The organism is Rudaea sp. 3F27F6 (genome assembly GCF_005503555.1).
Classification (GTDB): Bacteria; Pseudomonadota; Gammaproteobacteria; order Xanthomonadales; family Rhodanobacteraceae; genus Rudaea.
In genome coordinates this window covers 266194-288248 of the sequence record NZ_SCNG01000006.1, presented here as the reverse complement: position 1 = coordinate 288248, position 22055 = coordinate 266194, and the positions used below count along the sequence as shown (strand labels likewise).

The 22055-nt window shown below is 64.6% G+C and carries 20 protein-coding genes; 18 read left to right on the top strand and 2 right to left on the bottom strand.

Annotated elements, in window-relative coordinates; all coding sequences use genetic code 11:
- Window positions 1-69 precede the first annotated feature (69 nt).
- Window positions 70-501, bottom strand: a complete 432-nt coding sequence (locus FFS30_RS21025) for a YbaY family lipoprotein (RefSeq protein ID WP_137915151.1) — start codon at window positions 499-501, stop codon at window positions 70-72.
- Window positions 502-651: 150 nt separating this feature from the next.
- On the opposite strand from FFS30_RS21025, the gene FFS30_RS21020 reads away from it, so the two are divergent.
- From FFS30_RS21020 to FFS30_RS20960, 13 genes are all read left to right on the top strand, one after another.
- Window positions 652-1443 (top strand): glycine zipper 2TM domain-containing protein, encoded by a 792-nt coding sequence (locus tag FFS30_RS21020; RefSeq protein WP_249352574.1) that lies wholly within the window; start codon window positions 652-654, stop codon window positions 1441-1443.
- A gap of 167 nt (window positions 1444-1610) precedes the next feature.
- Window positions 1611-3290, top strand: coding sequence for a M28 family metallopeptidase (locus tag FFS30_RS21015; RefSeq protein WP_137915150.1), 1680 nt, complete (start codon window positions 1611-1613; stop codon window positions 3288-3290).
- Window positions 3291-3505: 215 nt separating this feature from the next.
- Entirely contained in the window at window positions 3506-4564 is a 1059-nt protein-coding gene (locus FFS30_RS21010) for a diguanylate cyclase (RefSeq protein ID WP_137915149.1), read from the top strand.
- A 73-nt stretch (window positions 4565-4637) separates the two neighbouring features.
- A complete protein-coding gene (locus tag FFS30_RS21005) occupies window positions 4638-5219 on the top strand; it encodes a hypothetical protein (protein ID WP_137915148.1) in 582 nt (193 codons plus the stop codon).
- Between the two features lie 14 nt (window positions 5220-5233).
- A complete protein-coding gene (locus FFS30_RS21000; protein ID WP_137915147.1) occupies window positions 5234-6022 on the top strand; it encodes an N-formylglutamate amidohydrolase in 789 nt (262 codons plus the stop codon).
- 98 nt (window positions 6023-6120) lie between these two features.
- Complete coding sequence (locus tag FFS30_RS20995) at window positions 6121-6399, top strand: GNAT family N-acetyltransferase (protein ID WP_137915146.1); 279 nt, start codon at window positions 6121-6123, stop codon at window positions 6397-6399.
- Window positions 6396-6857 (top strand): OsmC family protein, encoded by a 462-nt coding sequence (locus tag FFS30_RS20990; RefSeq protein ID WP_137915145.1) that lies wholly within the window; start codon window positions 6396-6398, stop codon window positions 6855-6857. Before FFS30_RS20995 ends, FFS30_RS20990 begins: the two co-directional genes overlap by 4 nt.
- Window positions 6858-6949: 92 nt before the next feature.
- Entirely contained in the window at window positions 6950-8377 is a 1428-nt protein-coding gene (locus FFS30_RS20985; protein ID WP_137915144.1) for a M20/M25/M40 family metallo-hydrolase, read from the top strand.
- A gap of 96 nt (window positions 8378-8473) precedes the next feature.
- Window positions 8474-8983 (top strand): DUF1993 domain-containing protein, encoded by a 510-nt coding sequence (locus tag FFS30_RS20980; RefSeq protein WP_137915143.1) that lies wholly within the window; start codon window positions 8474-8476, stop codon window positions 8981-8983.
- A 137-nt stretch (window positions 8984-9120) separates the two neighbouring features.
- Window positions 9121-10209 carry a sterol desaturase family protein gene (locus tag FFS30_RS20975; RefSeq protein ID WP_137915142.1) on the top strand — a complete coding sequence of 363 codons (1089 nt, stop codon included), beginning with the start codon at window positions 9121-9123 and terminating at the stop codon, window positions 10207-10209.
- A gap of 238 nt (window positions 10210-10447) precedes the next feature.
- Window positions 10448-10804: an EamA family transporter gene (locus tag FFS30_RS20970; protein ID WP_171014771.1), complete on the top strand. Its 357-nt coding sequence runs from the start codon at window positions 10448-10450 to the stop codon at window positions 10802-10804.
- 13 nt (window positions 10805-10817) lie between these two features.
- Entirely contained in the window at window positions 10818-11213 is a 396-nt protein-coding gene (locus FFS30_RS20965; RefSeq protein ID WP_137915140.1) for an EamA family transporter, read from the top strand.
- On the top strand, window positions 11206-12420 hold the full coding sequence (locus FFS30_RS20960; protein ID WP_137915139.1) for a DegT/DnrJ/EryC1/StrS family aminotransferase: 1215 nt from the start codon (window positions 11206-11208) through the stop codon (window positions 12418-12420). The genes FFS30_RS20965 and FFS30_RS20960 overlap by 8 nt, the downstream gene beginning before the upstream one ends.
- Before the next feature lie 80 nt (window positions 12421-12500).
- Here FFS30_RS20960 and FFS30_RS20955 read toward each other — a convergent pair whose 3' ends face one another.
- On the bottom strand, window positions 12501-15488 hold the full coding sequence (locus FFS30_RS20955; RefSeq protein ID WP_137915138.1) for a M14 family zinc carboxypeptidase: 2988 nt from the start codon (window positions 15486-15488) through the stop codon (window positions 12501-12503).
- Window positions 15489-15700: 212 nt separating this feature from the next.
- Here FFS30_RS20955 and FFS30_RS20950 point away from each other — a divergent pair, with 212 nt between their 5' ends.
- The 5 genes from FFS30_RS20950 (at window position 15701) to FFS30_RS20930 (ending at window position 22052) form a co-directional block, all read left to right on the top strand.
- On the top strand, window positions 15701-17335 hold the full coding sequence (locus tag FFS30_RS20950) for a TldD/PmbA family protein (RefSeq protein ID WP_137915137.1): 1635 nt from the start codon (window positions 15701-15703) through the stop codon (window positions 17333-17335).
- A gap of 15 nt (window positions 17336-17350) precedes the next feature.
- Window positions 17351-18685, top strand: a complete 1335-nt coding sequence (locus FFS30_RS20945; protein WP_137915136.1) for a TldD/PmbA family protein — start codon at window positions 17351-17353, stop codon at window positions 18683-18685.
- 44 nt (window positions 18686-18729) lie between these two features.
- On the top strand, window positions 18730-20070 hold the full coding sequence (locus FFS30_RS20940; protein ID WP_137915135.1) for a TldD/PmbA family protein: 1341 nt from the start codon (window positions 18730-18732) through the stop codon (window positions 20068-20070).
- A gap of 235 nt (window positions 20071-20305) precedes the next feature.
- Window positions 20306-20893: a DUF4159 domain-containing protein gene (locus FFS30_RS20935; RefSeq protein WP_249352579.1), complete on the top strand. Its 588-nt coding sequence runs from the start codon at window positions 20306-20308 to the stop codon at window positions 20891-20893.
- Window positions 20894-21056: 163 nt separating this feature from the next.
- Window positions 21057-22052 (top strand): MoxR family ATPase, encoded by a 996-nt coding sequence (locus FFS30_RS20930; RefSeq protein ID WP_137915133.1) that lies wholly within the window; start codon window positions 21057-21059, stop codon window positions 22050-22052.
- The last annotated feature ends 3 nt before the right edge of the window (window positions 22053-22055 follow it).

Below are 22055 nucleotides of genomic sequence, written 5' to 3'. Positions count from 1 at the left end.
ATGCGGATTCGCGCAAGCGCCCGCCGTGCGAAACGCGTGCACGATCACGAATTCGCGAGTGCTGCAGATCTAACGCGGTGGCGGGGTCGTGCGCACCATGCGCAACTCGACGGTGTCCTTGCTGCCGGGTGTTACCGGCACGCTCGTGTCGGTGACGAACCAGACATGGCCGTCGGCGTCGGTCAGGGTGGCGAACAGGGCGTAGCTCATGTTCGGCTGCAGCTTGGCCGGGTCGTAGTCGAGTGTGAACTTGTACGGCGGCCCTTGCGGATGCTCGTAGCGCTGCCGCGCGACGACCGCCAGTGGCGTATCGGCGAGGCGCGTATTGACGAGCTGCACGTCGAGGGCGATATCGGGCGGCAGCGCGATGCGTTCGACGTAGTAGGCGCTGCCGTGAATCTGCGCCGCCGAGCGATTATCGGTTGCCGAAGGCGACGTGGCGGCGCAGGCGGACACCAGCAAGGCGCTTAAACCGGAAAGCGGGACGAGGCGGATGGACATGGCGTACTCCTGCGGAAATCTTGCGACCTTGCAGCGCGCCTGTCATGCCGGATTTCCACGGCGAAAATCAACCGCGGGCGCGGCCGGATTTTCAGCCAACATACACGTTTTCGGACTACCATCGGAAGCACAGGGAGCAAGGAGAGTGCCATGAACGTGATTCCATTCGTGTCGTCGAAGACATTCGCCGGCGTTTTGACCTGTGCGCTCGCGGTGACGCTGGCGGGCTGCGGCAGCTCGACGCCGAACAACGCGGCGCAGAATGCGCCCGCACAGAACCCGCCGCCGGTGCAGCAGGCGCCGAATTCGCCGCCGTCGATGTCGGTTGCGGAATTGACGGCGCCGGCGAATGCACCCGCGCCGAACGCGCCGCCGAATGCTCCGCCCAACGCGGCTGCAGGCGCGCCGCCGCCGCCGAACAATGCCGCGTCGAATGTGCCCCCGGTGCAGCAGGGCACCTTGGCCTCAACCGGCTACGCGCCGCGGCCCGGTTCTGCACCGCCACCTCCGCAGCAGCAGGACAGCGGCGAGTACGCGCAAGTGATCAGCGTGACGCCGCTCAGCGGTACGCAGCACGTCTGTACCGATCAGACCGTGACCGAACGGCGTCCGCAGTCGGACAATCATCAAGTCGCCGGCACGGTGATCGGTGCGATCGCCGGCGGCGTCATCGGCAACCAGGTCGGCGGCGGCAACGGACGCAAGCTGACCACGGTCGCCGGCGCGATCGGCGGCGGTATCGCCGGCAAGAAGATCCAGGAAGCCAATCAGAACAACGACACGGTGACGCGCGTGGTCAAGCGCTGCCGCGATGTCGTGCCGGGCAAGGACGCGCCGCAACTTTACGACGTGGTCTATGCGTATCAGGGCCAGAACATGCACGTGAAGCTCGACTACGATCCCGGCAATCGCATCGCCCTGCCAGTGCGCGGTTTACAGTAACGGGGTGAGAAAACCGTCCGCTTCGCCACATCGAAGTGGACGCTGCAAATCGGTTGTCGGATGCGCGGCGAATATGCCGCCGCGCATCTATGCCATTAGTCATGGTTCGTAGACGCTTTCGACGCGGGCGAACTATCATCGACGCTCGGTCAACTCACGGGAGCGTCATGAAAACACTGCTTGCAACCGCCATCGCGCTGGCGATTTCCACCGCCGCCATCGCCGCCGATCCTCCGGCCGCGGGCAAATCCGCCTACGCGCCGACCTTCGACCCGAAGCGGCTGTCGGCAGAAGTGAAGACGCTCGCCTCGGACGAGTTCGAAGGCCGCGGTCCGGCGACGCCGGGCGAGACCAAGACGGTTGCCTACGTGATCGAGCAGATGAAGGGCGCCGGCCTCTCGCCGGGCGGCGATCTCAAGGACGGCAAGCGCGAATGGACCCAGGCCGTGCCGCTGCTGCGCGCCGAGATCAAGGGTGCGCCGAAACTGTCGCTCGACGTCGGCGGCAAAGTACAGAGCCTGACCCAGGGCTCCGAGATCGCCGTGCGCGCGCCGCTCGACGGCGCCAAGTCGGTCGACATCGCCAAGGCACCGCTGGTTTTCTGCGGCTACGGCGTGACGGCGCCCGAGCGCAAGTGGGACGACTTCAAAGGCATCGACCTCAAGGGCAAGATCGCCGTGGTGCTGATCAACGATCCGGATTTCGAGACCGGCGTCGGCGATTTCGGCGGCAAGGCGATGACCTATTACGGCCGCTGGACCTACAAGTACGAAGAGGCCGCGCGCCGCGGCGCTGCGGGCCTGCTGATCGTGCACGAGACCGACCCGGCGTCCTACGGCTGGGCGACGGTAAAGAATTCGAATACGAACACGATGTTCGACGTGGTGCGCGACAATCCGTCGGCGACTCATCCGAAGCTCGAAGGCTGGATCCAGCGCGACCTCGCCGTTTCGCTGCTGAAGAACGCGGGGCTCGATTTCGACAAGCTGAAGAAAGAAGCGCAGACCCGCGAGTTCAAGCCGGTCACGCTGAAGAACACGACGTTCTCGGCGAGCTATCAGGTCGATTCCAGCGTGATCACTTCGCAGAACATCGTCGGCCGCGTCGAAGGCGCGAAACATCCCGACGAGACCGTCATCTACAGCGCGCACTGGGATCATCTCGGCGTCGGCGAGCCCGATGCCAAGGGTGACAAAATCTATAACGGCGCGGTCGACAACGCGACCGGTACCGCGGCGCTGATCGAACTCGGCCGCGCGTTCGCCCAGGGGCCGAAGCCCGAACGCTCGGTCGTCTTCCTCAACGTCACCGCGGAAGAGAAGGGCCTGCTCGGCTCCGAATACTACGCGTCCAAGCCGCTGTATCCGATTGCGAAGACCGTGGCCGACATCAATATGGACGCGCTCGACCCGAACGGGCCGGCGAAGAACTGGTCGCAGTCGGGCAACGCCCAGTCCGAACTGCTCGACGAAGCGAAAACGTTCGCCAAAGCCGCCGGCCTGAGCTTCACCGTCGATCCGCATCCGGAAGCGGGGCATTTCTTCCGTTCGGATCACTTCCCGTTCGCCAAGCGCGGCCTGCCTGCGTTCTCGTGGGAATCGGGCAACGATCTCGTCGACGGCGGCCTCGAAGCAGGCGAAAAGGCGCGCAAGGACTATGTGACCAACCGCTACCACCAGCCGGCCGACGAATGGCAGGCGAGTTGGGCTTTCACCGGCATGAGCCACGATCTCGGTGTGCTGTATCAGCTCGGCAACAAGCTCGCGAACTCGCGGCAGTGGCCGAATTGGTCGGCGGATTCCGAGTTCCGCGCCACGCGCGATGCGACGGCGAACGACAGAAAGTAACGCAGAGCGGCAGTTTCACGATTCGAACGGCGCGCCCCGGACTCCGGTGCGCGCCGTTTCTTTTTGCGTTGCGCACGGTAAAAAATGCGCGTAGAAGCATTGATTCTGCAAGGGAAACGGGATTTCATATATAGGCGGGCATGAAGTTTGCTTAGGTTTATTCGAATGATTAACCATGCTTACCCTCCCGGCCATATGGACAATGCGAGCCTGAAATGACGGTGCCTCTCGTCGAAACCGCCAGGTTCATGACCCAGGAACGACTCCTGGTCAAGCGCATGCACCTTTTGCGTACGCTCGGCCTCGGCGCAGGTTTCTTCTGCGTCGCCGGCGTGTTCTACGTCAACGGCGCGAACTGGCTGACCTGGATCCTGCTGTTCGCCAACGGGTTTCTCTGGCCGCATTTGGCCCTGCAAATCGCGATGCGCGCGCCGTCGCCGCGCAAGGCCGAAACGCGCAACCTCATCATCGATGCAAGCCTCGGCGGCATGTGGATCGCGCTGATGCAGTTCAACCTGCTGCCGTGTGCGCTGACCGCGGTGATGCTGTCGTTCGACCGCCTGAGCCTCGGCGGATCGAAGTTGCTTGCGCGCACATTCGGCGGCATGGTGCTGACTTGCCTCGTCACCGTTCTCGTGTTCGGCTTCCAATTGAAGCCGGAGACGACGATGCTCGAAATCGCTGCGTCGCTGCCGCTGCTGATCTTTTATCCACTGGCGATCGGGCGCATGCACTATCACCTCGTGCGCACCGTCAACCGGCAAAACCGGCGGCTCGCCCAACTCAACCGCATCGACGGCCTGACCGGCCTGCTCAATCGCAGCAGTTGGGAGGACAAGGCGCTGGAGATTCTGCGCCGGCATCAGCGCCTGGGCCTGCCGGCGGCGCTGCTGATGATCGACATCGACCACTTCAAGCAGATCAACGACGAGTACGGACATCTGACCGGCGACGAAGTGATCCGCGCCGTCGCCGGCATTATCCGCCGCTGCATCCGCGACGTGGACGTGCCGGGCCGCTACGGCGGCGACGAATTCGGCATCGTCCTCGTGCAGACCGTGCCGGAGACGGCCAAGATCATCGCCGAGCGCATTCGCCTGAGCGTGCTCGCCGGCGAGCCCGACGGCATTCCGGTGTCGATGTCGACGGTCAGCATCGGCATCGCCACCAACGACGACGGCATGAACGACGCACGCGCCTGGGTCAAGCGCGCCGACGTGGCCCTGCTCGAAGCCAAGGCGCACGGGCGCGATCGCGTCGCCATCGCCAATTGACCGGCGCGGCCGGCGATAAGCTGCATTCATCGACGGATGCGGATACTCTCGCGACCTCGTTCGCGGAGCCGCAATGAAATTTCTGCTCACCGGTCTGTTCGGCCTCGCTGTCGCCATGCAAGCGCATGCCGATCCGCGCGCCGACGTGCAGCGCGCCTTCGGCCAGGTCGTCGATGCGGGCGGCTTCCGCGGCTATGCACAGGGGCGATTGTTCGGTCCCGCGTTGCCGGCAATGAGCGGCCAAATCGAAGTGGTGTTTCCTGACCGCATCCACGCGAGCACCGACGAGATGGAATTCGTCGCCATCGGCGAGCAGGCCTGGATCAAGGCGCTCGGCGTGTGGAGCGCGGTCGACCGCTCGCTCGTGCCGGTGACCGCGTTCGACATGGGCGCGATGCGTCGCGCGATTGCGACGGTCCACGATGCGCGTATCGAAGGTGCGTCGAAAACCAGCCAGTGCGCGGCCCAGGTTTATCGCTTCCGCGCCAGCGGCAAGCTGCCGGGGGCGAATGCCGACGGCGATCTGCGCGCCTGGATCTGCGACGGCAGCGGCCGCATCGCGCGCCTGGAGGCGACCGATGCGCGCAGCGGCGAACGCGTGATTCTCGACTTCGACTGGTCGCGCCGCGCCGCGGTGCGCGCGCCGCAAGGCTGAGCGGCGTTTCCGGCATGCATGGCGAGACCGTAACGGAATCTCTGCTCGCGGCCGACGAGCCGGCTGCGTTCTCGATCGAGAATGCGCAAGGCACGTCGCCGTTTTTCCTTACCTGCGACCATGCCGGGCGGCGCATTCCGCGCAGCCTCGGCGATCTCGGCGTCGCCGCAAGCGAACTCGAACGGCATATCGCCTGGGATATCGGCGCAGCCGGCGTGATGACGCGGCTCGCCGCGCGGCTCGACGCGTTCGCGATCGCGCAGACCTATTCGCGCCTGGTCATCGACTGCAACCGTCCGCTCGACTCGCCGACGCTGATCCCGCTGCGCAGCGAGCGCACCGACATTCCGGGCAACGCCAACCTGACGGCGGCGCTGCGTGAGCAGCGTGTCGGCGAGATCTTCGCTCCATACCATGCGCGCACGGCCGCCGAGCTTGACGCGCGCCGCGAAGTACAGCGGCCCACGATCCTCGTCACCGTGCACAGTTTCACCCCCGTGTATCTCGACGTCGCGCGGCCATGGCAGGTCGGCATTCTCTATCACCGCGATAAGCGGCTCGCGCACGCCATGCTGCGCGTGATCCGCGAGGAAGGGCGTTGGACAGTCGGTGACAACGAGCCGTATTCGGTCAGCGACACGAGCGACTATGCGATCCCGGTGTACGGTACGCAGCGCGGCCTGGCGAACGTCGAACTCGAAATCCGCCAGGATCTGATTGCGGGCGAGGCCGGGCAGGCGGAGTGGGCTGAGCGCGTCGCGGATTGGCTGTCGCAGGCCGTGGCTGTGAGTGCGCTGATCTAGTCGGCGCCACGCTAGCGGGCACCATCGATCGGTCGCGGCATTCGTCGAAGTGCGCTTCGTCGTATGATGCCGATGAGCAACTTTTCAGGAGAGCGAATGTGACCGACGAAATCATCGACAATACTGCACGCCATCGCTACGAACTGACCGTCGACGGCCACACCGCGCACGTCGACTACGAACGCAAGCCCGGCACGATTCGTTTCATCCACACGATCGTGCCCGAACAACTTGGCGGCCGCGGCATCGGCTCGAAACTTGCGCAGCACGTGCTCGACGAGGCGCGCAGGCACGGCGAGAAGGTGATTCCGCAGTGTCCGTTTATCGCTGCATACATCAAGAAGCACCAGGAATACCAAGATCTGGTGCAGGCATGAGCGGCGCGCGCTTCGATGAGCCGAACGTCGCCGGCGGCACGGTCGTCGTCGCCGAGACGGGCGAGGGCAAGTTCACCCAATATCTGCTCGACGGCCGTCATCACTTTGCTGCCGACGAGCCGGTAGCGGTCGGCGGCAATGACACGGGGCCGGGGCCGTACGAACTGCTGCTGATGTCGCTCGGCGCGTGCACTTCGATGACCCTGCGGCTGTATGCAGACCGCAAGCAGATTCCGCTCGAACGCGTGATCGTCCGGCTCAAGCACGCCAAGCGCTACATCGACGACTGCAAGGACTGCGGCGACAAGCCGGTGATGCTCGATCACATCGACCGCGAGATCGAACTGGTCGGAACGCTGAGCGAAGAACAGCGCGCGCGCCTGCTCGAAATGGCCGACAAGTGCCCGGTGCATCGCACGCTGACCTCGAAGATCATTATCGCCACGCGGTTGGCATAAGCCGCGCCGTTCGTCTGCGAAAGGTCCGCGGCGGGGTTGATCTCGACGCCGCCGCGTTGCAACCTTGTGCCTTTCCAGCCGAGGAGTTGTGCATGCGCGCCGTTGTCCGATCGCTTTCTCTTTCCGCGGCCGTTGCCGCGGCGATGTTCGCCGGCCAGGGCAGGGCGCAGACGCCGTCCGCGGACGAAGCCGCGTTCCGCGATCTCTACAAACAGCTCGTCGAGATCAACACGACGCGCTCGGTCGGCAGTTGCACCAAGGCCGCCGAAGCGATGCAGGCGCGCCTCGTTGCCGCCGGCATTCCGAAGAGCGACACGCAGATCCTCGCGCCGCCCGAACGCCCGCAGGACGGCGCGCTGATCGCCGTGCTGCACGGTCACGACAAATTGGCCAAGCCGATCCTGCTACTCGCGCACATCGACGTCGTCGAAGCCAAGCGCGAGGACTGGGAGCGCGATCCGTTCAAACTCGTCGAGGAAAACGGCTGGTTCTACGCGCGCGGCGCCAGCGACGACAAGGCGATGGCGTCGGTGTTTGCCGACAGCCTGATTCGCTACAAGAAAGAAGGCTTCGTGCCGCGCCGGGACATCAAGCTCGCGCTGACCTGCGGCGAGGAAACGCCCGACGTGTTCAACAGCGTCAAATGGCTGACTCAGACCAAACCCGAAGCGCTCAGCGCGGCATTCGCGCTCAACGAAGGCGCGGGCGGCGAACTCGACAAGAGCGGCAAGCCGGTCGCGCTGCAGATTCAAGCCGGCGAGAAGGTCTACCAGGACTTCAAGCTCGAAGCCTCCGACGTCGGCGGCCACAGCTCGCGGCCGACCAAGAACAATCCGATCGCGCACCTGTCGGCCGGCCTGGCCAAGCTTTCGGCGTACAACTTCCCGATCGCGCTCAATCCGGTGACGCGCGGCTACTTCGAGGCGCAGGCGAAGACCGCGTCGCCCGAGGTTGCCGCGGACATGCGCGCGGTGCTCGCGGCCAAGCCCGACGAGGCCGCGGCCGAGCGCCTGTGGGCGATCAATCCGGGCTGGAACGGCACCATGCGCACGACCTGCGTGGTCACCCAGATCGACGGCGGCCACGCGCCGAACGCGCTGCCGCAGCACGTCAGCGCCAACGTCAATTGCCGTATCCTGCCCGGCGTGCCGGTCGCCGAGGTGCAGAAGCAGATCGCCGGTGTGATGGGCGACGACAAGATCACGGTCAAGCCGACCGGCGAGCCCGGCCTGCCTTCGCCGCTGCCGCCGCTCAGCGAGCAGATGATGGAGCCCGTGCGCAAGGTCGCCGAGACGCTGTGGCCCGGCGTCGCGATCGTGCCGACGCAGTCCACCGGCGCGACCGACGGCCGCTTCCTCAACGCGACCGGCGTGCCGACCTACGGCCTCTCGGGCATGTTCCACGACGCCGAAGGCAGCCGCGCGCACGGTCTCAACGAGCGCATCCGCGTGAAGTCGCTGCTGGACGGGCGCAAGTTTCTCTACGAGGTGGTCAAGATCTACGCGAACTCGCCGGGCTGAGCCTCGGTTCACGCCGCGACGGCGCGGGCGGATTGGAGATAAGCGGCGCGCATGCGAGAATGCGCGCCGTTTTGTTTCCTTCGCCCAGGATTTCTCATGTCCGTTTCGATCTACGACGTTTTCGTTCCGACCACGAACCGCGTGTTCGCCAACATGCTGGTGTTCCTGAAGAAAGCCGAGACCTTCGCCGCGGCGAAGAAGATCGATGTCGGCGTGCTGCTCAATTCGCGCCTGGCGCCGGACATGCTGCCGCTGATCAAGCAGGTGCAGATCGCCTCCGACACGGTCAAGGCTGCGGCCGGCCGGCTCAGCGGTACCGAGATTCCTTCCTACGCCGACACCGAAGCGACGCTGCCGGAGCTCGAAGCGCGCCTCGCCAAGACGCTCGAATTCATCAATGCGATCCCTGCGGAAAAATTCGCCGGCAGCGAAAGCCGCGACATCGTCCTGCCGCGCCGCTCGGGCGACGTGCAGATGAAGGGCCTGATCTATCTGCTCAACTTCGTCCTGCCGAATCTCTATTTCCACGCGACGACGCTGTACGCGATCCTGCGCCACAACGGCGTCGAGGTCGGCAAGAACGATTTCCTCGGCAAGCTCGACTGAGTCGGCGTCGCACACTGCCGCCGCTCCCGCGCGTGCGGGGTGTGGCGGCCTGCGGCAGCCGTTCGCGCAAGCGCCATCGCGGGTTCGCACCGGGGTGCTTCAGCTTTTCTTTGCGCTGATCGTGCGACAATTGCGCCATGTTTGATGCAGTCGTGCAGTTCTGGTCGAGTCTCGTTTCGTGGGTCAGCGGGCATGTGGTCGTGCCCGTGCTGTCGTTCCTGCACGTCGGCCAGGCGATGGGCGATCCGAACGACATCGCCGCGGCGGTCATCATCGCCTTTCTCCAGCTCGTCATCATTTCCTGCATCTTCCGTCCGCTGGAGACGTTCGCTCCGGCCGAGGTGTGGACGGACAGAAAGCTGACCAGGATCGACCGCACCTTCACCCTGCTGATGGTGCTCGGGCTGAATCCGTTGTTCGCGTTTCTCGTGCTGACGCCGTTCGCGAACCTGCTCGGCGGTGGTGCCGATGTCGGCGCGACGGCCGAGCCGAGCGGTGGGCTGCTGAGTTTCGTGCCGGGCATCGAGCAGCATCCGTTCATTGCGTTCTTTCTCTACTACATCGTCTACGACCTGACGTACTACTGGATGCACCGTGCCCAGCATGCGATTCCGTGGTGGTGGGCGCTGCACAGCATGCACCACAGCCAGCGCCAGATGAATTGCTGGACCAACGATCGCGGCAGTTATCTCGACGGCGTGTTGCAGTCCTTCGTGCTCGCCTCGGCCGGTCTGCTTATGGGCGTCGACGCCGCGCAGTTCGCCCTGCTCGAACTGGTCAGCGAACTCGTGCAGAACTTCTCGCACACGAATACGCGCATCGGTTTCGGCCGCGTGTTCGAGCGCATCTTCGTCGGCCCGATCTTCCATCGCCTGCATCACATGCGCGTCGATCCGTCGCGGCCGAATCTGCACAACTGCAATTTCGGTCAGGTCATGTCGGTCTGGGACAATCTGTTCGGCACCGCGCTCTATGGCGAACCGATACGCCCGACCGGCGTCGGCGATCCGACCGTCGATGCCGACAACGGCCGCGGCGTCATCGCGATGCAGTGGGGCGCGCTGCGCCGCTTCTGGGGCGCGGTGCGCAGCGTCGACGGCTGGAAGCTGCAGGAGGTCGCGTTCGACGAAAAGGATTTCCATCCGATTCCGGTCGATCACATGGACCTGCATGCTTTCGAGCATGACGAAGCGACTGTTCCGCTGGAGCGGACATCGGCTGTGTAAGCGCGCCGTAGTTCGAGCAGTGTCTTGGTTTGAAGTCCGTTCGCCTTGAGCGTAAGCCCGAAGGGCCGAAGTCGAAAGGCGCTTGAAGGGGCGCTTAGATTTCGTCCGCTGCGCAAGCTACATTCAACGCGAACGCAACCGCGAAATTTCAAACTGAGACGCTGACGAAAGCCGCACAACTTTGCGTCTTTCGCACGCATTGCGGACAATGCACGCTCCCTTCGCGTGAATGCCTCGCATGACCCTGCTCGTTGCCGTGTTCTGGCTGCTCAACGTCACTTTCGACACGGGCGGACATCTCGCCTTCAAGGCCGCGGCGGCACAGCCCGACGCCGGCGACGGCCTCGCTCGCTGGAAAGCGATGGCGCAGCGGCCGTGGATCTGGATCGGCGTCAGCTTCTTCGTCGCCGAGTTCGTCGTCTGGCAGGCGTTTTTGTCGCTGATTCCATTGTCCCAGGGCGTGCTGCTCGGTTCGATCAACATCGTCGCCGTGATGCTGGCCGGGCGCTGGCTGTTCGCCGAGAAATTCACGCCGATGCGCGTGATCGGCAGCACCCTGATCGCGCTCGGCGTCGCCATCGTCGGTCTGGGCTGAGGGAGGAATCGACATGCGCCGTTTTTATCTGATCGGATTCCTCGTGTTGATGACCTTCGACACGCTGACCCAGGTTTGCTTCAAGCTCAACGCCAACCATGCCGGCCCGTTCGTCGCCGATTTCGCCTGGGTCGTGCGCGTGGTCAGCGCGCCGTGGATGTACGTCGCGATCGCCGGCTACATCGGTTCGTTCTTCACCTGGATGACTCTGCTCAAGCATGCGCCGGTCGGTCCGGCATTCGCCGCTTCGCACCTCGAAGTCGTCGTCGTGCTCGTGCTGTCGTACTTCATCTTCGGCGACCATCTTTCCTTAGTCCAATTGTTCGGCAGCGCGGTGATCGTTGCCGGCATCGTCTGCCTCGCCTTCGATCCGCCCGACGAAGGCCACGACGAGCGGCCCAGTGGCTAGCCAGCGATGGCGCGAAGCGCCGCCGACCGCAGGCCTGCCGCCGCGGTTGAGCGACCTGCTGCCGTCGTCCACGCCATCGCTCGCCGAGCGCGCGGCAGAGTTTCTCGGCATCGACGACGTGCAGGTCGAGTGCTCGGGCACCGCGGCGCTCGTCGTCGCGCTGAGTGCCTTGCAGCGGCGTAGCACGCGCCGAGTCGTGATCGTCCCCGCGTACACCTGTCCGCTCGTCGCGATTGCGGTCGCGCATTGCGGGCTCGAACTGCGTCTCTGTGATCTCGCGCCGAACAGCATCGACATGGACCCGGCGGCGCTCGCCGCGCTTTGCGACGAGAACACATTGGCGGTCATGCCGACCCATCTCGCCGGCCGCATCGCCGACGTCGACACCGCAATTGCTTGCGCGCGCCGCGCGGGCGCCTGGGTGATCGAAGATGCGGCGCAAGCGCTCGGTGCGCGGCATAGTGGTAACGACTTCGTCGGCAGCCGAGGCGATATCGGATTCTTCTCGCTTGCCGTCGGCAAAGGCTTGACCACCTACGAAGGCGGCCTGCTGGTCGCGCGCGACCCGTCGCTGCGCGAAGCGCTGCGCCGTTGCAGCGACGAGATCGTTCCGTCCGATGCGGCCTGGGAGTTCAAGCGCACGCTCGAACTGCTCGGCTACTACGCATTTTATCGCCCGGTCGGCCTGCCGCTCGTCTATGGACTGCCGCGTCGTCGCGCACTGCGCGTGGGCCATGCGACCGCCGCGGTCGGCGACGATTTCCCGTTGTCGATTCCGCTGCATCGCCTCGGCGCATGGCGCCAGTCGGTCGGCGCACGCGCATTTCCGCGCCTCGGCGATTTTCAGCGTGCGCTCGCCGAACAGGCGTCGCGGCGCTGTGCGCGACTTGCGCGCATTGCGGGCGTGCAGGTTCTGCGCGATACCGACGGTGCGCAGGGCACGTGGCCGTTCCTGTTGCTAATGCTGCCGACGCGCGAACTGCGCGACGCCGCGCTGGAACGACTGTGGACGAGCCGCCTCGGCGTCAGCCGTCTGTTTATTCATGCGTTGCCGGATTACGACTACCTCGCCACGATCGTGCCGCGTGCCGACGTGCCGAATGCGCGCGATTTCGCCGCGCGCACTTTGACGATATCGAACAGCCTCTGGCTCGGTGACGATGATTTCGAGCAGGTGTGCCGCGAACTTGAACGCGTTATTGCCTGATGCTGTCTGCGCTTCGTACAGCGGAACATTGAAACCGCAGATCCCGGCATGCGCCGGGATCTGCACCGCGAATGCCGCGACTAGAGCTTGTCGTAGTTGAGGATCGCGTTGAACACAAGGCCGTAGTTGCCGATCGTCTGCCCGCGCCAGATCGGATTGGTCGCGAACAGCACGACATGCCCGCGGCCGTAGCGCGCATCGACGACGGCGGCGCGTTCGGCGAGCGCACCCGCGCCCTGCAGCAACCCCGCGATCAGCAGATCGTCGGCCTCGCCGAAGCGCACGACCGTGCGCGGACGCTGATCCGCGGGAATCACCGTGTAGGGGAAGAACGGCCCCGGCCGCGTCTGGTCGCTGTTGAGCGGCGTCGCTTCCCACGGCTTCGGCGACGGCAGTTCGGCCGCCTGCACCGCGCCGCGCGCCTCGGGCTGATCGGTATCGTGCGGACCGCCGCGGCCGGTCGGGCGCTTGCTGTCTTTCGCCGTCGGCAGGTCGTCGCCGGTGAGCAGGTTGCTGAGCTTGAACGACAGGCCGTCGGGACTGTACAGGGCGAATTCTTTCGCATAGCCATAAGTCACCGGATGCGCTTCGTCCACGATCACGCCTTGCAGGATGCTGCCGACGACCTTGAGGTCTTTTGCTGGCGCGACCGACACGCCGGGCGCGAGGCCGACGTCGATCGCGAACTTCGCCGCGTCGCCCGCGGCGAGCAGCAGGCCGCCCTGTTCGACGAAACGCTGCAGATGGGCAAGACCCGATGCGCCGAGGCCGGGGCGGATATCGTCGGTCTCGTCGATGCCCATGTTCGGCGTCAGCGCGGTCTTCTTCCACGGCATCGGATTGCCCCAGAGCGGGAGGCCGTTGAGCACGAGTTGCGAATTGTCGGCGCCGATCGGCGCGAACAGGATCACGTCGTACTTGCCGCGCAGGTTGTCGGCACGCGCAACGGTCTGCGTCGAGATGTAGTCGTAGGGCACGCCGAGCTTGTCGAGCGCCTGGCGCCACCAGCCTTCGGTCTGCGTCGACAGCCAGGTGTGCATCAGAGCGATGCGCGGCGCGCCGATCTTGTGCGCGGCGACGTCGGGCGCGGCGGTGACCGCGTAAGCGTCGAGGCTGAGTTCCTGCAGCTTCGACGCCAGCGCGGCCTGATCGGCCTTGCGCACGATCCACGTTCCCGCACCGAAGCGGCGGCCGGCCGCCTCGAACGGTTTTTCCGCAACGGCGATATCGGCACCCTTGAGCGCATAGCGCAGCGTCATCAGCGCGGTGTCGGCATGATTGTCGATCAGATAGACCGCGCCGCTGCCCTGTACGCCGCCGCGTGCGGGGACCGGCTCGCGCAGCGTTTCCATCGGCGCCTTGAGAATCGCGTTGTCGGTGATGCGCACGACTTCGCTGCCGAACATGTCGCCGAGCGCCCAGGCGGTATCGTCGTACGGATGTTTCTGCGGATCGTCGGGCGCCCAGTACTGGCGGTCGAGCAGGGTGTCGGCGATGCGCGAATAGGGCTGATCCATGCGCACCACGTAGCTGCCCGCGGGGAAAGTGCGTGCGATCGTTTTCGGATTGGTGTCCTTGGCCGACTTGTCGTCCTTCTTCGCCTCGTCCTTGCCGTCATCTTTCGCCGGTGCAGGCACCTGCACGGTGATCGGTGCGGTCGCGCGGCTGACCTCGGCGTGCTGCAACTGGAGCACGCGCAGCAACTGGCGCTGCGCATCGCGATGCACATCGTCTGCCGGCAGCACGTAGGCGGCGGGGCCGGCAGCGGAAGGCTTTTCGATCGAGCGCTTGCCCTTGAGATAGAAATTGCGCAGGAAAGTTTTTTCGTTGTCGGCGAAATAGTTCAACGTCGAGAGCAGCGCGCTCTGCTGGTAGTTGTTGTTGTTGCGCTGCGACCAGAGCACCTTCGGCAGCGGCGGATTCGGCTTGTACCAAGTGCGCGCGTAGTCGCTTGGATCGAGGATGCGCTCGACCGTGTCGGCGCCGGCGTTGCCGAAGGTTTCGTAGAGGCGGCTGATGCCGTTGTGCATCGCCGCCATAAACATCAGATAGCCGGGGCTCCAGGTGTCGAAGTCGCCGTGGGTGAACACGCCCGGCATGCCGAACTTGGTCAGCTCTTGCACGTTGCTCCAGCCGAGCTGCTGCCATTCGCCGACGAGGATCGGATCGACCCAGGCGTTGTATGGGCCGTCGCCGACCGTGTTGTCGTAGAGGAACGGCACCGACTCGTGCAGGTCGTGCAGCACCTGCGCATGCCAGCCGAGATAGGTGTCGAGCACGTTGCGCGACAGATTGAGAGTCAGTCCCATCGCGTCGCGGTTGTTGTCGTGGGCGACGTAGTGGCCCCAGTACATCAGCGGCGGCGGCGTCTTGCCGGGATTCGCGCGATGCCAGTTGTACAGGTCGACCATGCGGTCGCGGCCGTCGGTCTCGACCACGGGCGTGATCAGCACGATCACTTTCGAGCGGATTTTCTTGATGTACGGCGAGTCGTCGACGGCGAGGCGATAAGCGAGTTCCATCAGCGCGGTCGGCGAACCGGTCTCCGGCGAATGGATGGTGCCGGTGATGTAGTAGACCGGCGCGGTCTGCGCGATCAGCGCATCGGCCTTGGCGTCGTCGAGGCCGAGCGTGCGCGGATCGGCGAGCTGGGTCAGGCGCGCGTCGTTGTCCTTGAGATTGGCGAGCAGGGCTTCGTCGGCGACTGCGGCGGCGATCATTTCGCGGCCTTCCTCGCTCTTGCCGATGCGGAACACTTTCACGCGCGGTGTCGATGCGGCGAGCAGGTCGAAGTAGCGCACCACATCCTTCGTGTACGGCAGCATGTTCGGCGCGCCGGATATGTCGCCGAGCACCTTGGCCGGCGTCGGTACGCTCGGCGAGGCGGGCAGGTAGTCGGTCAGCGGCGAGTTGAACTGCGGCCCGGTCGTATATTCGGCGATTTTCTTGCCGTAGGCCTCGTCGACGGGTTGTTGCGGATCGCGCGTGTAGGGAACGGCGGAGAACGCGCCGCTCGTTGCGGCGACGGCCGCGAGCGCGGCGAAGGCGCAGAACAGACGATTGAGCATGCAGGACTCCTCTGGGTCATTGCGAGGACGTTTGGCGGCGCCCGATTTGAAACGCGATTGTCATGCGAGCGGGCGGGAAGTGTCGATAGCGCATTTGTGCGACGTCGACATCGATTCGCGAAGACGTGACGTTTGGCATATGACTCGCCGCGGCGGCTTTGCCAAGGTCTCACTCTTGGCATGACCGTGCCTGAATACCCGAGGGAGGGACAGTGGACAGACGCGATTTTCTCAAGATTACCGGCGTGGGCCTTGGCGGCTTGGCGATTCCCGGCTTCTACGGGCGCGCGATTGCGGCCGAAGAGCTGCTCAGCACGATCGACGTGGCGACGAAGAAGAAACTCGCCGACGTCGCGCTCAACGCGGCCAAGGCCGGCGGCGCCAGCTATTGCGACGTGCGCATCGGCCGCTACCTGCGCCAGTTCGTGGTCACGCGCGAAGACAAGGTGCAGAACGTGGTCAACACCGAATCGACCGGCATCGGCATCCGCGTCGTCGCCAAGGGCTCGTGGGGTTTCGCCGCGACCAGCGATCTGTCCAACGACGCGGTGGCGAAGGCCGCCGCGCAGGCGGTCGCGATCGCCAAGGCGAATGCGCGCCTGCGCAGCGAGCCGGTGCAGCTCGCGCCGGTCAAGGGCGTCGGCGACGTGGCGTGGAAGACGCCGATCGTCAAGAATTCGATGGCCGTGCCGATCAAGGACAAGGTCGATCTGCTGCTCGGCGTCAACGCTGAAGCGATGAAGGCCGGCGCGAGCTTCGTCAATTCGACGTTGTTCCTGGTCAACGAGCAGAAGTATTTCGCTTCGACCGACGGCTCCTACATCGATCAGGACGTGCATCGCATCTGGGCGCCGATGACGGTGACCGCGGTCGATCAGAAGACCGGCAAGTTCCGTTCGCGCCAGGGTCTGTCGGCGCCGCGCGGCATGGGCTTCGAATATCTCGACGCGAAGGCGAGCGACAAGATCGAGCTGCCGGGCGGCGCGGTCGTCTACGGCAATTCCTACGACATGAAGGCCGACGCGATCGCGGCGGCGAAGCAGGCCAAGGAAAAACTCACCGCGACTTCGGTCAAGCCGGGCAAGTACGACTTGATGCTCGATCCCTCGCACACCTGGTTGACCATCCACGAGTCGGTCGGCCATCCGCTCGAACTCGACCGCGTGCTCGGCTACGAGGCGAACTACGCCGGCACCAGCTTCGCCACGCTCGACAAGCTCAAAGACAAGTTCAAGTACGGCAGCGACAAGGTCACCATCTTCGCCGACAAGGTGCAGCCGGGTTCGCTCGGCGCGGTCGCCTACGACGACGAAGGTGTGAAGACGCAGAAGTGGGACTTGATCAAGGACGGTACCCTGGTCAATTACCAGGTCATCCGCGATCAGGCGCACATCCTCGGCCTCAAGGAATCGCAGGGCTGCTGCTACGCCGATTCGTGGTCGAGCGTGCAGTTCCAGCGCATGGCCAACGTCTCGCTCGCGCCGGGCAAAGACAAGCTCGCCCCGGCGGAAATGATCAAGGGCATCGAGAACGGCATCTACATCGTCGGCGACGGTTCGTTCTCGATCGACCAGCAGCGCTACAACGCGCAGTTCGGCGGCCAGCTCTTCTACGAGATCAAGAACGGCAAGGTCACGCAGCCGCTCGAAGACGTCGCCTACCAGATCCGCACGCCGGAATTCTGGAACTCCTGCGTCGCGGTCTGCGACGAGAGCGACTATCGCCTCGGCGGTTCGTTCTTCGACGGCAAGGGCCAGCCCGGTCAGGTTTCGGCCGTATCGCACGGTTCGAGTACGGCGCGCTTCAACGGCGTCAATGTCATCAACACGGCGCGCAGCCTCGGCTAAGACACGGAGCACATAATGAGCATATACAGCGAAGAGCAAGCCAAGGCGATTCTCGACAAGGCGATCAAGTTATCCAAGGCGGACGAGTGCACGGCGACGTTGTCGGGCTCGGTCGGCGGCAACGTGCGTTACGCGCTCAACAACGTTTCCACGAGCGGCTACGTCAGCGACGCCGACCTCGCGGTCGAAGTCGCGTTCGGCAAGCGCGTCGGCACGGCGACGATCAATTCGTTCGACGACAAGTCGATCGAAGCCGTGGTGCGCCGCGCCGAAGAACTTGCCAAGCTCGCGCCGGAGAACCCCGAGTTCGTGCCGGCGATCGACAAGCAGTCCTACAAGCCGAGCACGACCTTCGTCGAGAAGACCGCCGCGATCACGCCGGAGTACCGCGCGACCGTCGCCGCCGACTGCATCGAGCCGTGCCGCAAGGATAAGCTCGTCGCCGCGGGCTTCTTCAGCGATTCGCAGGATTTCTCCGCGATCGCCAACAGCAAGGGCAATTTCGGCTACCAGAAAGCGAGCGGGATGAACTTCACCTGCACCGTGCGCACCGAGGACGGCAAGGGCTCGGGCTGGGTCGCGCGCAATCTCGCCGACGTCGCCAAGTTCGACGCGAAGAAAGAGATCAAGACCGCGATCGACAAGGCCAAGGGTTCGGTCGATGCGAAGGCGCTCGAACCGGGCAAGTACACGGTCATCATGGAGCCGGCCGCGACTGCGGGCCTGATCAGCTTCATGATGTTCGGCTTCGATGCGCGCCGCGCCGACGAAGGCCGCAGCTTCCTGTCGAAGAAAGGCGGCGGCAACAAGGTCGGCGAGAAACTGTTCGACGAGCGCGTGACCATCTACGCCGATCCGTGGGACGCGAACGCCGGCGTGTTGCCATGGGACAACGACGGCCTTGCGCGCGAGAAGACCGCGATCGTCACCAACGGCAAGATCGACTATCTGCACTATTCGCGCTACTGGGCGCAGAAGCAGGGCAAGAAGGCGGTCGGCCAGCCCGGCAACCTGATCATGATCGGCGGCGACAAGTCGACGATGGACCTGGTCAAGGGCACGAAGAAGGGCATCCTCGTCACGCGCACCTGGTACATCCGCATGGTCGATCCGCAGACCGTGCTGCTGACCGGCCTGACCCGCGACGGCACGTTCTACATCGAGAACGGCGAGATCAAGTATCCGGTGAAGAACTTCCGCTTCAACGAATCTCCGGCGATCATGCTCAACAACATCGAAGAGATCGGCAAGCCTGTGCGCGTCGGCGACGACGAATCGCCGTTCGTGATGATGATACCGCCGATGAAGATCCGCGACTTCACCTTCACGTCGCTGTCCGACGCGGTCTGACCGAGAGCGGGCCGCCGGTCCGGCAAAGCGAGGCGTTGCGGTTCATGGGCATGATCGGCGAAAGCGGCGCGAAGGCGATTCTCGACAAGGCGATCGGCCAGTCCAAGGCCGATCAATGCGTGGCGAGATTGAACGGTGCGGAGACCGGCAATCTGCGCTATGCGGCCAACACCGCCTCGACCAGCGGCTCGGTGCGCGACGCCGAGCTTGTGGTCGAGGTCGCCTTCGGCAAACGTGTCGGCACGGCCACGACCAACCGTTTCGACGATGCGTCGCTCGCGGCGGTGGTGCGCCGCGCCGAAGAACTCGCGCATCTCGCGCCGGACAATCCGGAGTTCGTGCCGGCGATCGAGAAACAGACCTACGCGCCGAGCAAGACCTTCGTTGCCAAGAGCGCGGCGGTGACGCCCGAGTATCGCGCCCAGGTTGCCGCCGACTGCATCGAGCCGTGCCGCAAGCAGGGACTCGTCGCGGCCGGCTTCTTCACCGACACGCACGCGTTCTCGGCGATCGCCAACAGCAAGGGCAACTTCGGCTACCAGGAAAGCACGACGATCGATTTCACCTGCACCGTGCGCACCGCGGACGGACGCGGCTCGGGCTATGTCGCGCGCAACAGCGCCGACGTCTCGACCTTCGATGCGAAGGAAGCCGTCGCGCTCGCCGCGCGCAAGGCCAAGGAATCGATCGCGGCCAAGGCGCTCGAACCGGGCAAGTACACGGTGATCCTCGAACCGCAGGCGCTGATGCCGATCATGTACTTCCTGATGAACGGCGGTTTCGACGCGCGCGAAGCCGACGAGGGACGCAGTTTCCTGAGCAAGAAGGGCGGCGGCACCCGCCTTGGCGAAAAATTGTTCGACGAGCGCGTGACGATTTATACCGATCCGTGGGACGCGCAGGCGCCCGTGCTGCCGTGGAACGAAGAAGACACGCCGCGCCGGCGCATGCCGCTGGTGACGCGCGGCCGTGTCGATGCGCTGCATTATTCGCGCTACTGGGCGGCGCAGAAGGGCAAGACGCCGACCGGCGGAACCGGCAACGTGGTCATGGCCGGCGGCGACAAGTCCACGGCCGATCTGGTCAAGTCGACGGCCAAAGGCCTGCTGATTACGCGCACCCACTACGTCAACATGGTCGATCCGCAGACCATGCAGTTGACCGGGCTCACGCGCGACGGCACCTTTTACATCGAGAACGGCGAGATCAAATACCCGATCAAGAATTTTCGCTTCAACGAGTCCGCGGTGATCGCGCTCAACAACGTCGAAGACGTCGGCAGAGCCGAACGCACGGTGTTTTTCTTCGACCTGGCATTTCCGATGATGCTGCCGGCGATCAAGCTGCGCGACTTCACCTTCACCTCGCTGTCGGACGCGGTATAGCTGAGATTCGGGATTGGAGATTGGGGATTTGGAAAAGCGACGGTCTTGCAGTCACTGAATCTCTACGCCATCGAATCCTCAATCCCGGCTCTCCCTCATGACTCGCGCCGAATTCCTCCGCCTGATGCTCGCCGGCCTCGCGCTAGCGCCTTACGCGCGTGGGCGTGGCGCTTCACCGAATCCCCAATCCCCAATCCCCAATCCCGGCTCTTACGACTTCTGGTTCACGCGCCTGATGTACGAGTCGGGCGACTGGAACGTCGATCAGCGCATGCCGGCGAACCTGCTCGACGCGCTGATTCAGTACACGACTCTGCGTGTCGATCCGAAAGAGCGCGTGCTGCCGCTGGCCGACGCACGCATGCTCAGCGCGCCGTTCTGCTACCTCGCCGGGCACAAACTGGTCGAGTTCAATCCCGACGAGCGGCGCAACTTCGAGCGCTACGTGCGCAACGGCGGCTTCGTCTTCGTCGACGACTGCAACCACGACATCGACGGCCTGTTCGCCAAATCCTTCGAGCGCGAGATGGCGTCGATTTTCGGCGCCGACGCGTTGAAGAAATTGCCGAAAAAGCACGCGATCTACGACGCCTTCTTCAAATTCGACGGGCCGCCGAACACCGCGTTCGAGCTCAACGGCTGGGGCGACGATCTCGTCCACGAATATCTCAAGGGCATCGAAATCGACGGTCGCCTCGGCGTGCTCTACAGCAACAAGGACTACGGCTGCGAATGGGACTACGACTGGCACAACAAGCGCTTTCTCGCCGAGGACAACACCAAGTTCGCGGTCAACATCGTCATCTACGCGATGACGAGTTAGCTTTCTTTCTCCCCGCGGGAGAAGGTGCCCGAAGGGCGGATGAGGGAAAGGCTTTGCGGTTTGGAAATACGCGGCGAATCCCCGGCACTTTTCCCTCATCCGGTGCTTCGCACCACCTTCTCCCGGCGGGAGAAGGGAACCCAGGTAAGATTTGAACAGACTTATGAACGACGCCATCACCGAACAATCCATCCAGCATCAACTCGGCAAACTCGGCGCGCTGCGCGAAGCGATCGCCCAGGTCATCGTCGGCCAGCGCGACGTGGTCGAGCAGCTTCTGATCGGCCTGCTCGCCGGCGGCCACTGCCTGCTCGAAGGCGTGCCCGGTCTCGGCAAGACCTTGCTCGTGCGTTCGCTCGGTCAGGCGCTCGCGCTCGATTTCCGCCGCATCCAGTTCACCCCGGACCTGATGCCGAGCGACATCGTCGGCACCGAAATCCTCGAAGAGGACCACGGCACCGGCAAGCGCTACTTCAAGTTCCAGCAGGGGCCGGTATTCACCAACCTGCTGCTCGCCGACGAACTCAACCGCACGCCGCCGAAAACCCAGTCGGCCCTGCTCGAAGCGATGCAGGAGCGCACGATCAGCTATGCCGGCACCACGCATGCGCTGCCGCGACCGTTCTTCGTGCTCGCCACGCAGAATCCGCTCGAACAGGCCGGCACCTATCCGCTGCCGGAAGCGCAGCTCGATCGCTTCCTGCTGCATATCCGCGTCGACTATCCGGACGAAGCCGAAGAACGCGCGATTCTCGCCCAGACCACCGGACGCGCGAGCGCCGACATCGCCGCGGTGATGAGCGGCGAAGAAGTGGTCGCATTGCAAAAGCTGACGCGCGAAGTGCACGTCGGCGACGACGTGCTCGCCTGGATCACGCGCCTCGTGCGCGCGTCGCGCCCGCAGACCAGCGAGGTGCAGGCCGTGCGCGACTGGGTGCGCTGGGGTGCCGGTCCGCGCGCAGGCCAGTCGCTCGTACTCGCGGCGAAAGCGCGCGCGCTGATCCACGGCCGCCTCGCTGCCACACGCGACGACGTCAAGGCACTCGCGGCGCCGGTGCTGAGCCATCGTCTGCTGCTTTCGTTCGCCGCCGAGGCGGAGCAGCGCGGCACAGCCGACGTCATCGAGGCCCTGCTGAAGTCGGTGCCGTTTCCCGCCTGAGCG

Excerpts from the sequence above, each read along its gene's own strand:
- FFS30_RS21025 (WP_137915151.1), bottom strand. The coding sequence starts at position 501 with ATGTCCATCCGCCTCGTCCCGCTTTCCGGTTTAAGCGCCTTGCTGGTG.
- FFS30_RS21020 (WP_249352574.1), top strand. The coding sequence starts at position 652 with ATGAACGTGATTCCATTCGTGTCGTCGAAGACATTCGCCGGCGTTTTG.
- FFS30_RS21015 (WP_137915150.1), top strand. The coding sequence starts at position 1,611 with ATGAAAACACTGCTTGCAACCGCCATCGCGCTGGCGATTTCCACCGCC.
- FFS30_RS21010 (WP_137915149.1), top strand. The coding sequence starts at position 3,506 with ATGACGGTGCCTCTCGTCGAAACCGCCAGGTTCATGACCCAGGAACGA.
- FFS30_RS21005 (WP_137915148.1), top strand. The coding sequence starts at position 4,638 with ATGAAATTTCTGCTCACCGGTCTGTTCGGCCTCGCTGTCGCCATGCAA.
- FFS30_RS21000 (WP_137915147.1), top strand. The coding sequence starts at position 5,234 with ATGCATGGCGAGACCGTAACGGAATCTCTGCTCGCGGCCGACGAGCCG.
- FFS30_RS20990 (WP_137915145.1), top strand. The coding sequence starts at position 6,396 with ATGAGCGGCGCGCGCTTCGATGAGCCGAACGTCGCCGGCGGCACGGTC.
- FFS30_RS20985 (WP_137915144.1), top strand. The coding sequence starts at position 6,950 with ATGCGCGCCGTTGTCCGATCGCTTTCTCTTTCCGCGGCCGTTGCCGCG.
- FFS30_RS20980 (WP_137915143.1), top strand. The coding sequence starts at position 8,474 with ATGTCCGTTTCGATCTACGACGTTTTCGTTCCGACCACGAACCGCGTG.
- FFS30_RS20975 (WP_137915142.1), top strand. The coding sequence starts at position 9,121 with ATGTTTGATGCAGTCGTGCAGTTCTGGTCGAGTCTCGTTTCGTGGGTC.
- FFS30_RS20970 (WP_171014771.1), top strand. The coding sequence starts at position 10,448 with ATGACCCTGCTCGTTGCCGTGTTCTGGCTGCTCAACGTCACTTTCGAC.
- FFS30_RS20965 (WP_137915140.1), top strand. The coding sequence starts at position 10,818 with ATGCGCCGTTTTTATCTGATCGGATTCCTCGTGTTGATGACCTTCGAC.
- FFS30_RS20955 (WP_137915138.1), bottom strand. The coding sequence starts at position 15,488 with ATGCTCAATCGTCTGTTCTGCGCCTTCGCCGCGCTCGCGGCCGTCGCC.
- FFS30_RS20945 (WP_137915136.1), top strand. The coding sequence starts at position 17,351 with ATGAGCATATACAGCGAAGAGCAAGCCAAGGCGATTCTCGACAAGGCG.
- FFS30_RS20940 (WP_137915135.1), top strand. The coding sequence starts at position 18,730 with ATGGGCATGATCGGCGAAAGCGGCGCGAAGGCGATTCTCGACAAGGCG.
- FFS30_RS20935 (WP_249352579.1), top strand. The coding sequence starts at position 20,306 with ATGTACGAGTCGGGCGACTGGAACGTCGATCAGCGCATGCCGGCGAAC.
- FFS30_RS20930 (WP_137915133.1), top strand. The coding sequence starts at position 21,057 with ATGAACGACGCCATCACCGAACAATCCATCCAGCATCAACTCGGCAAA.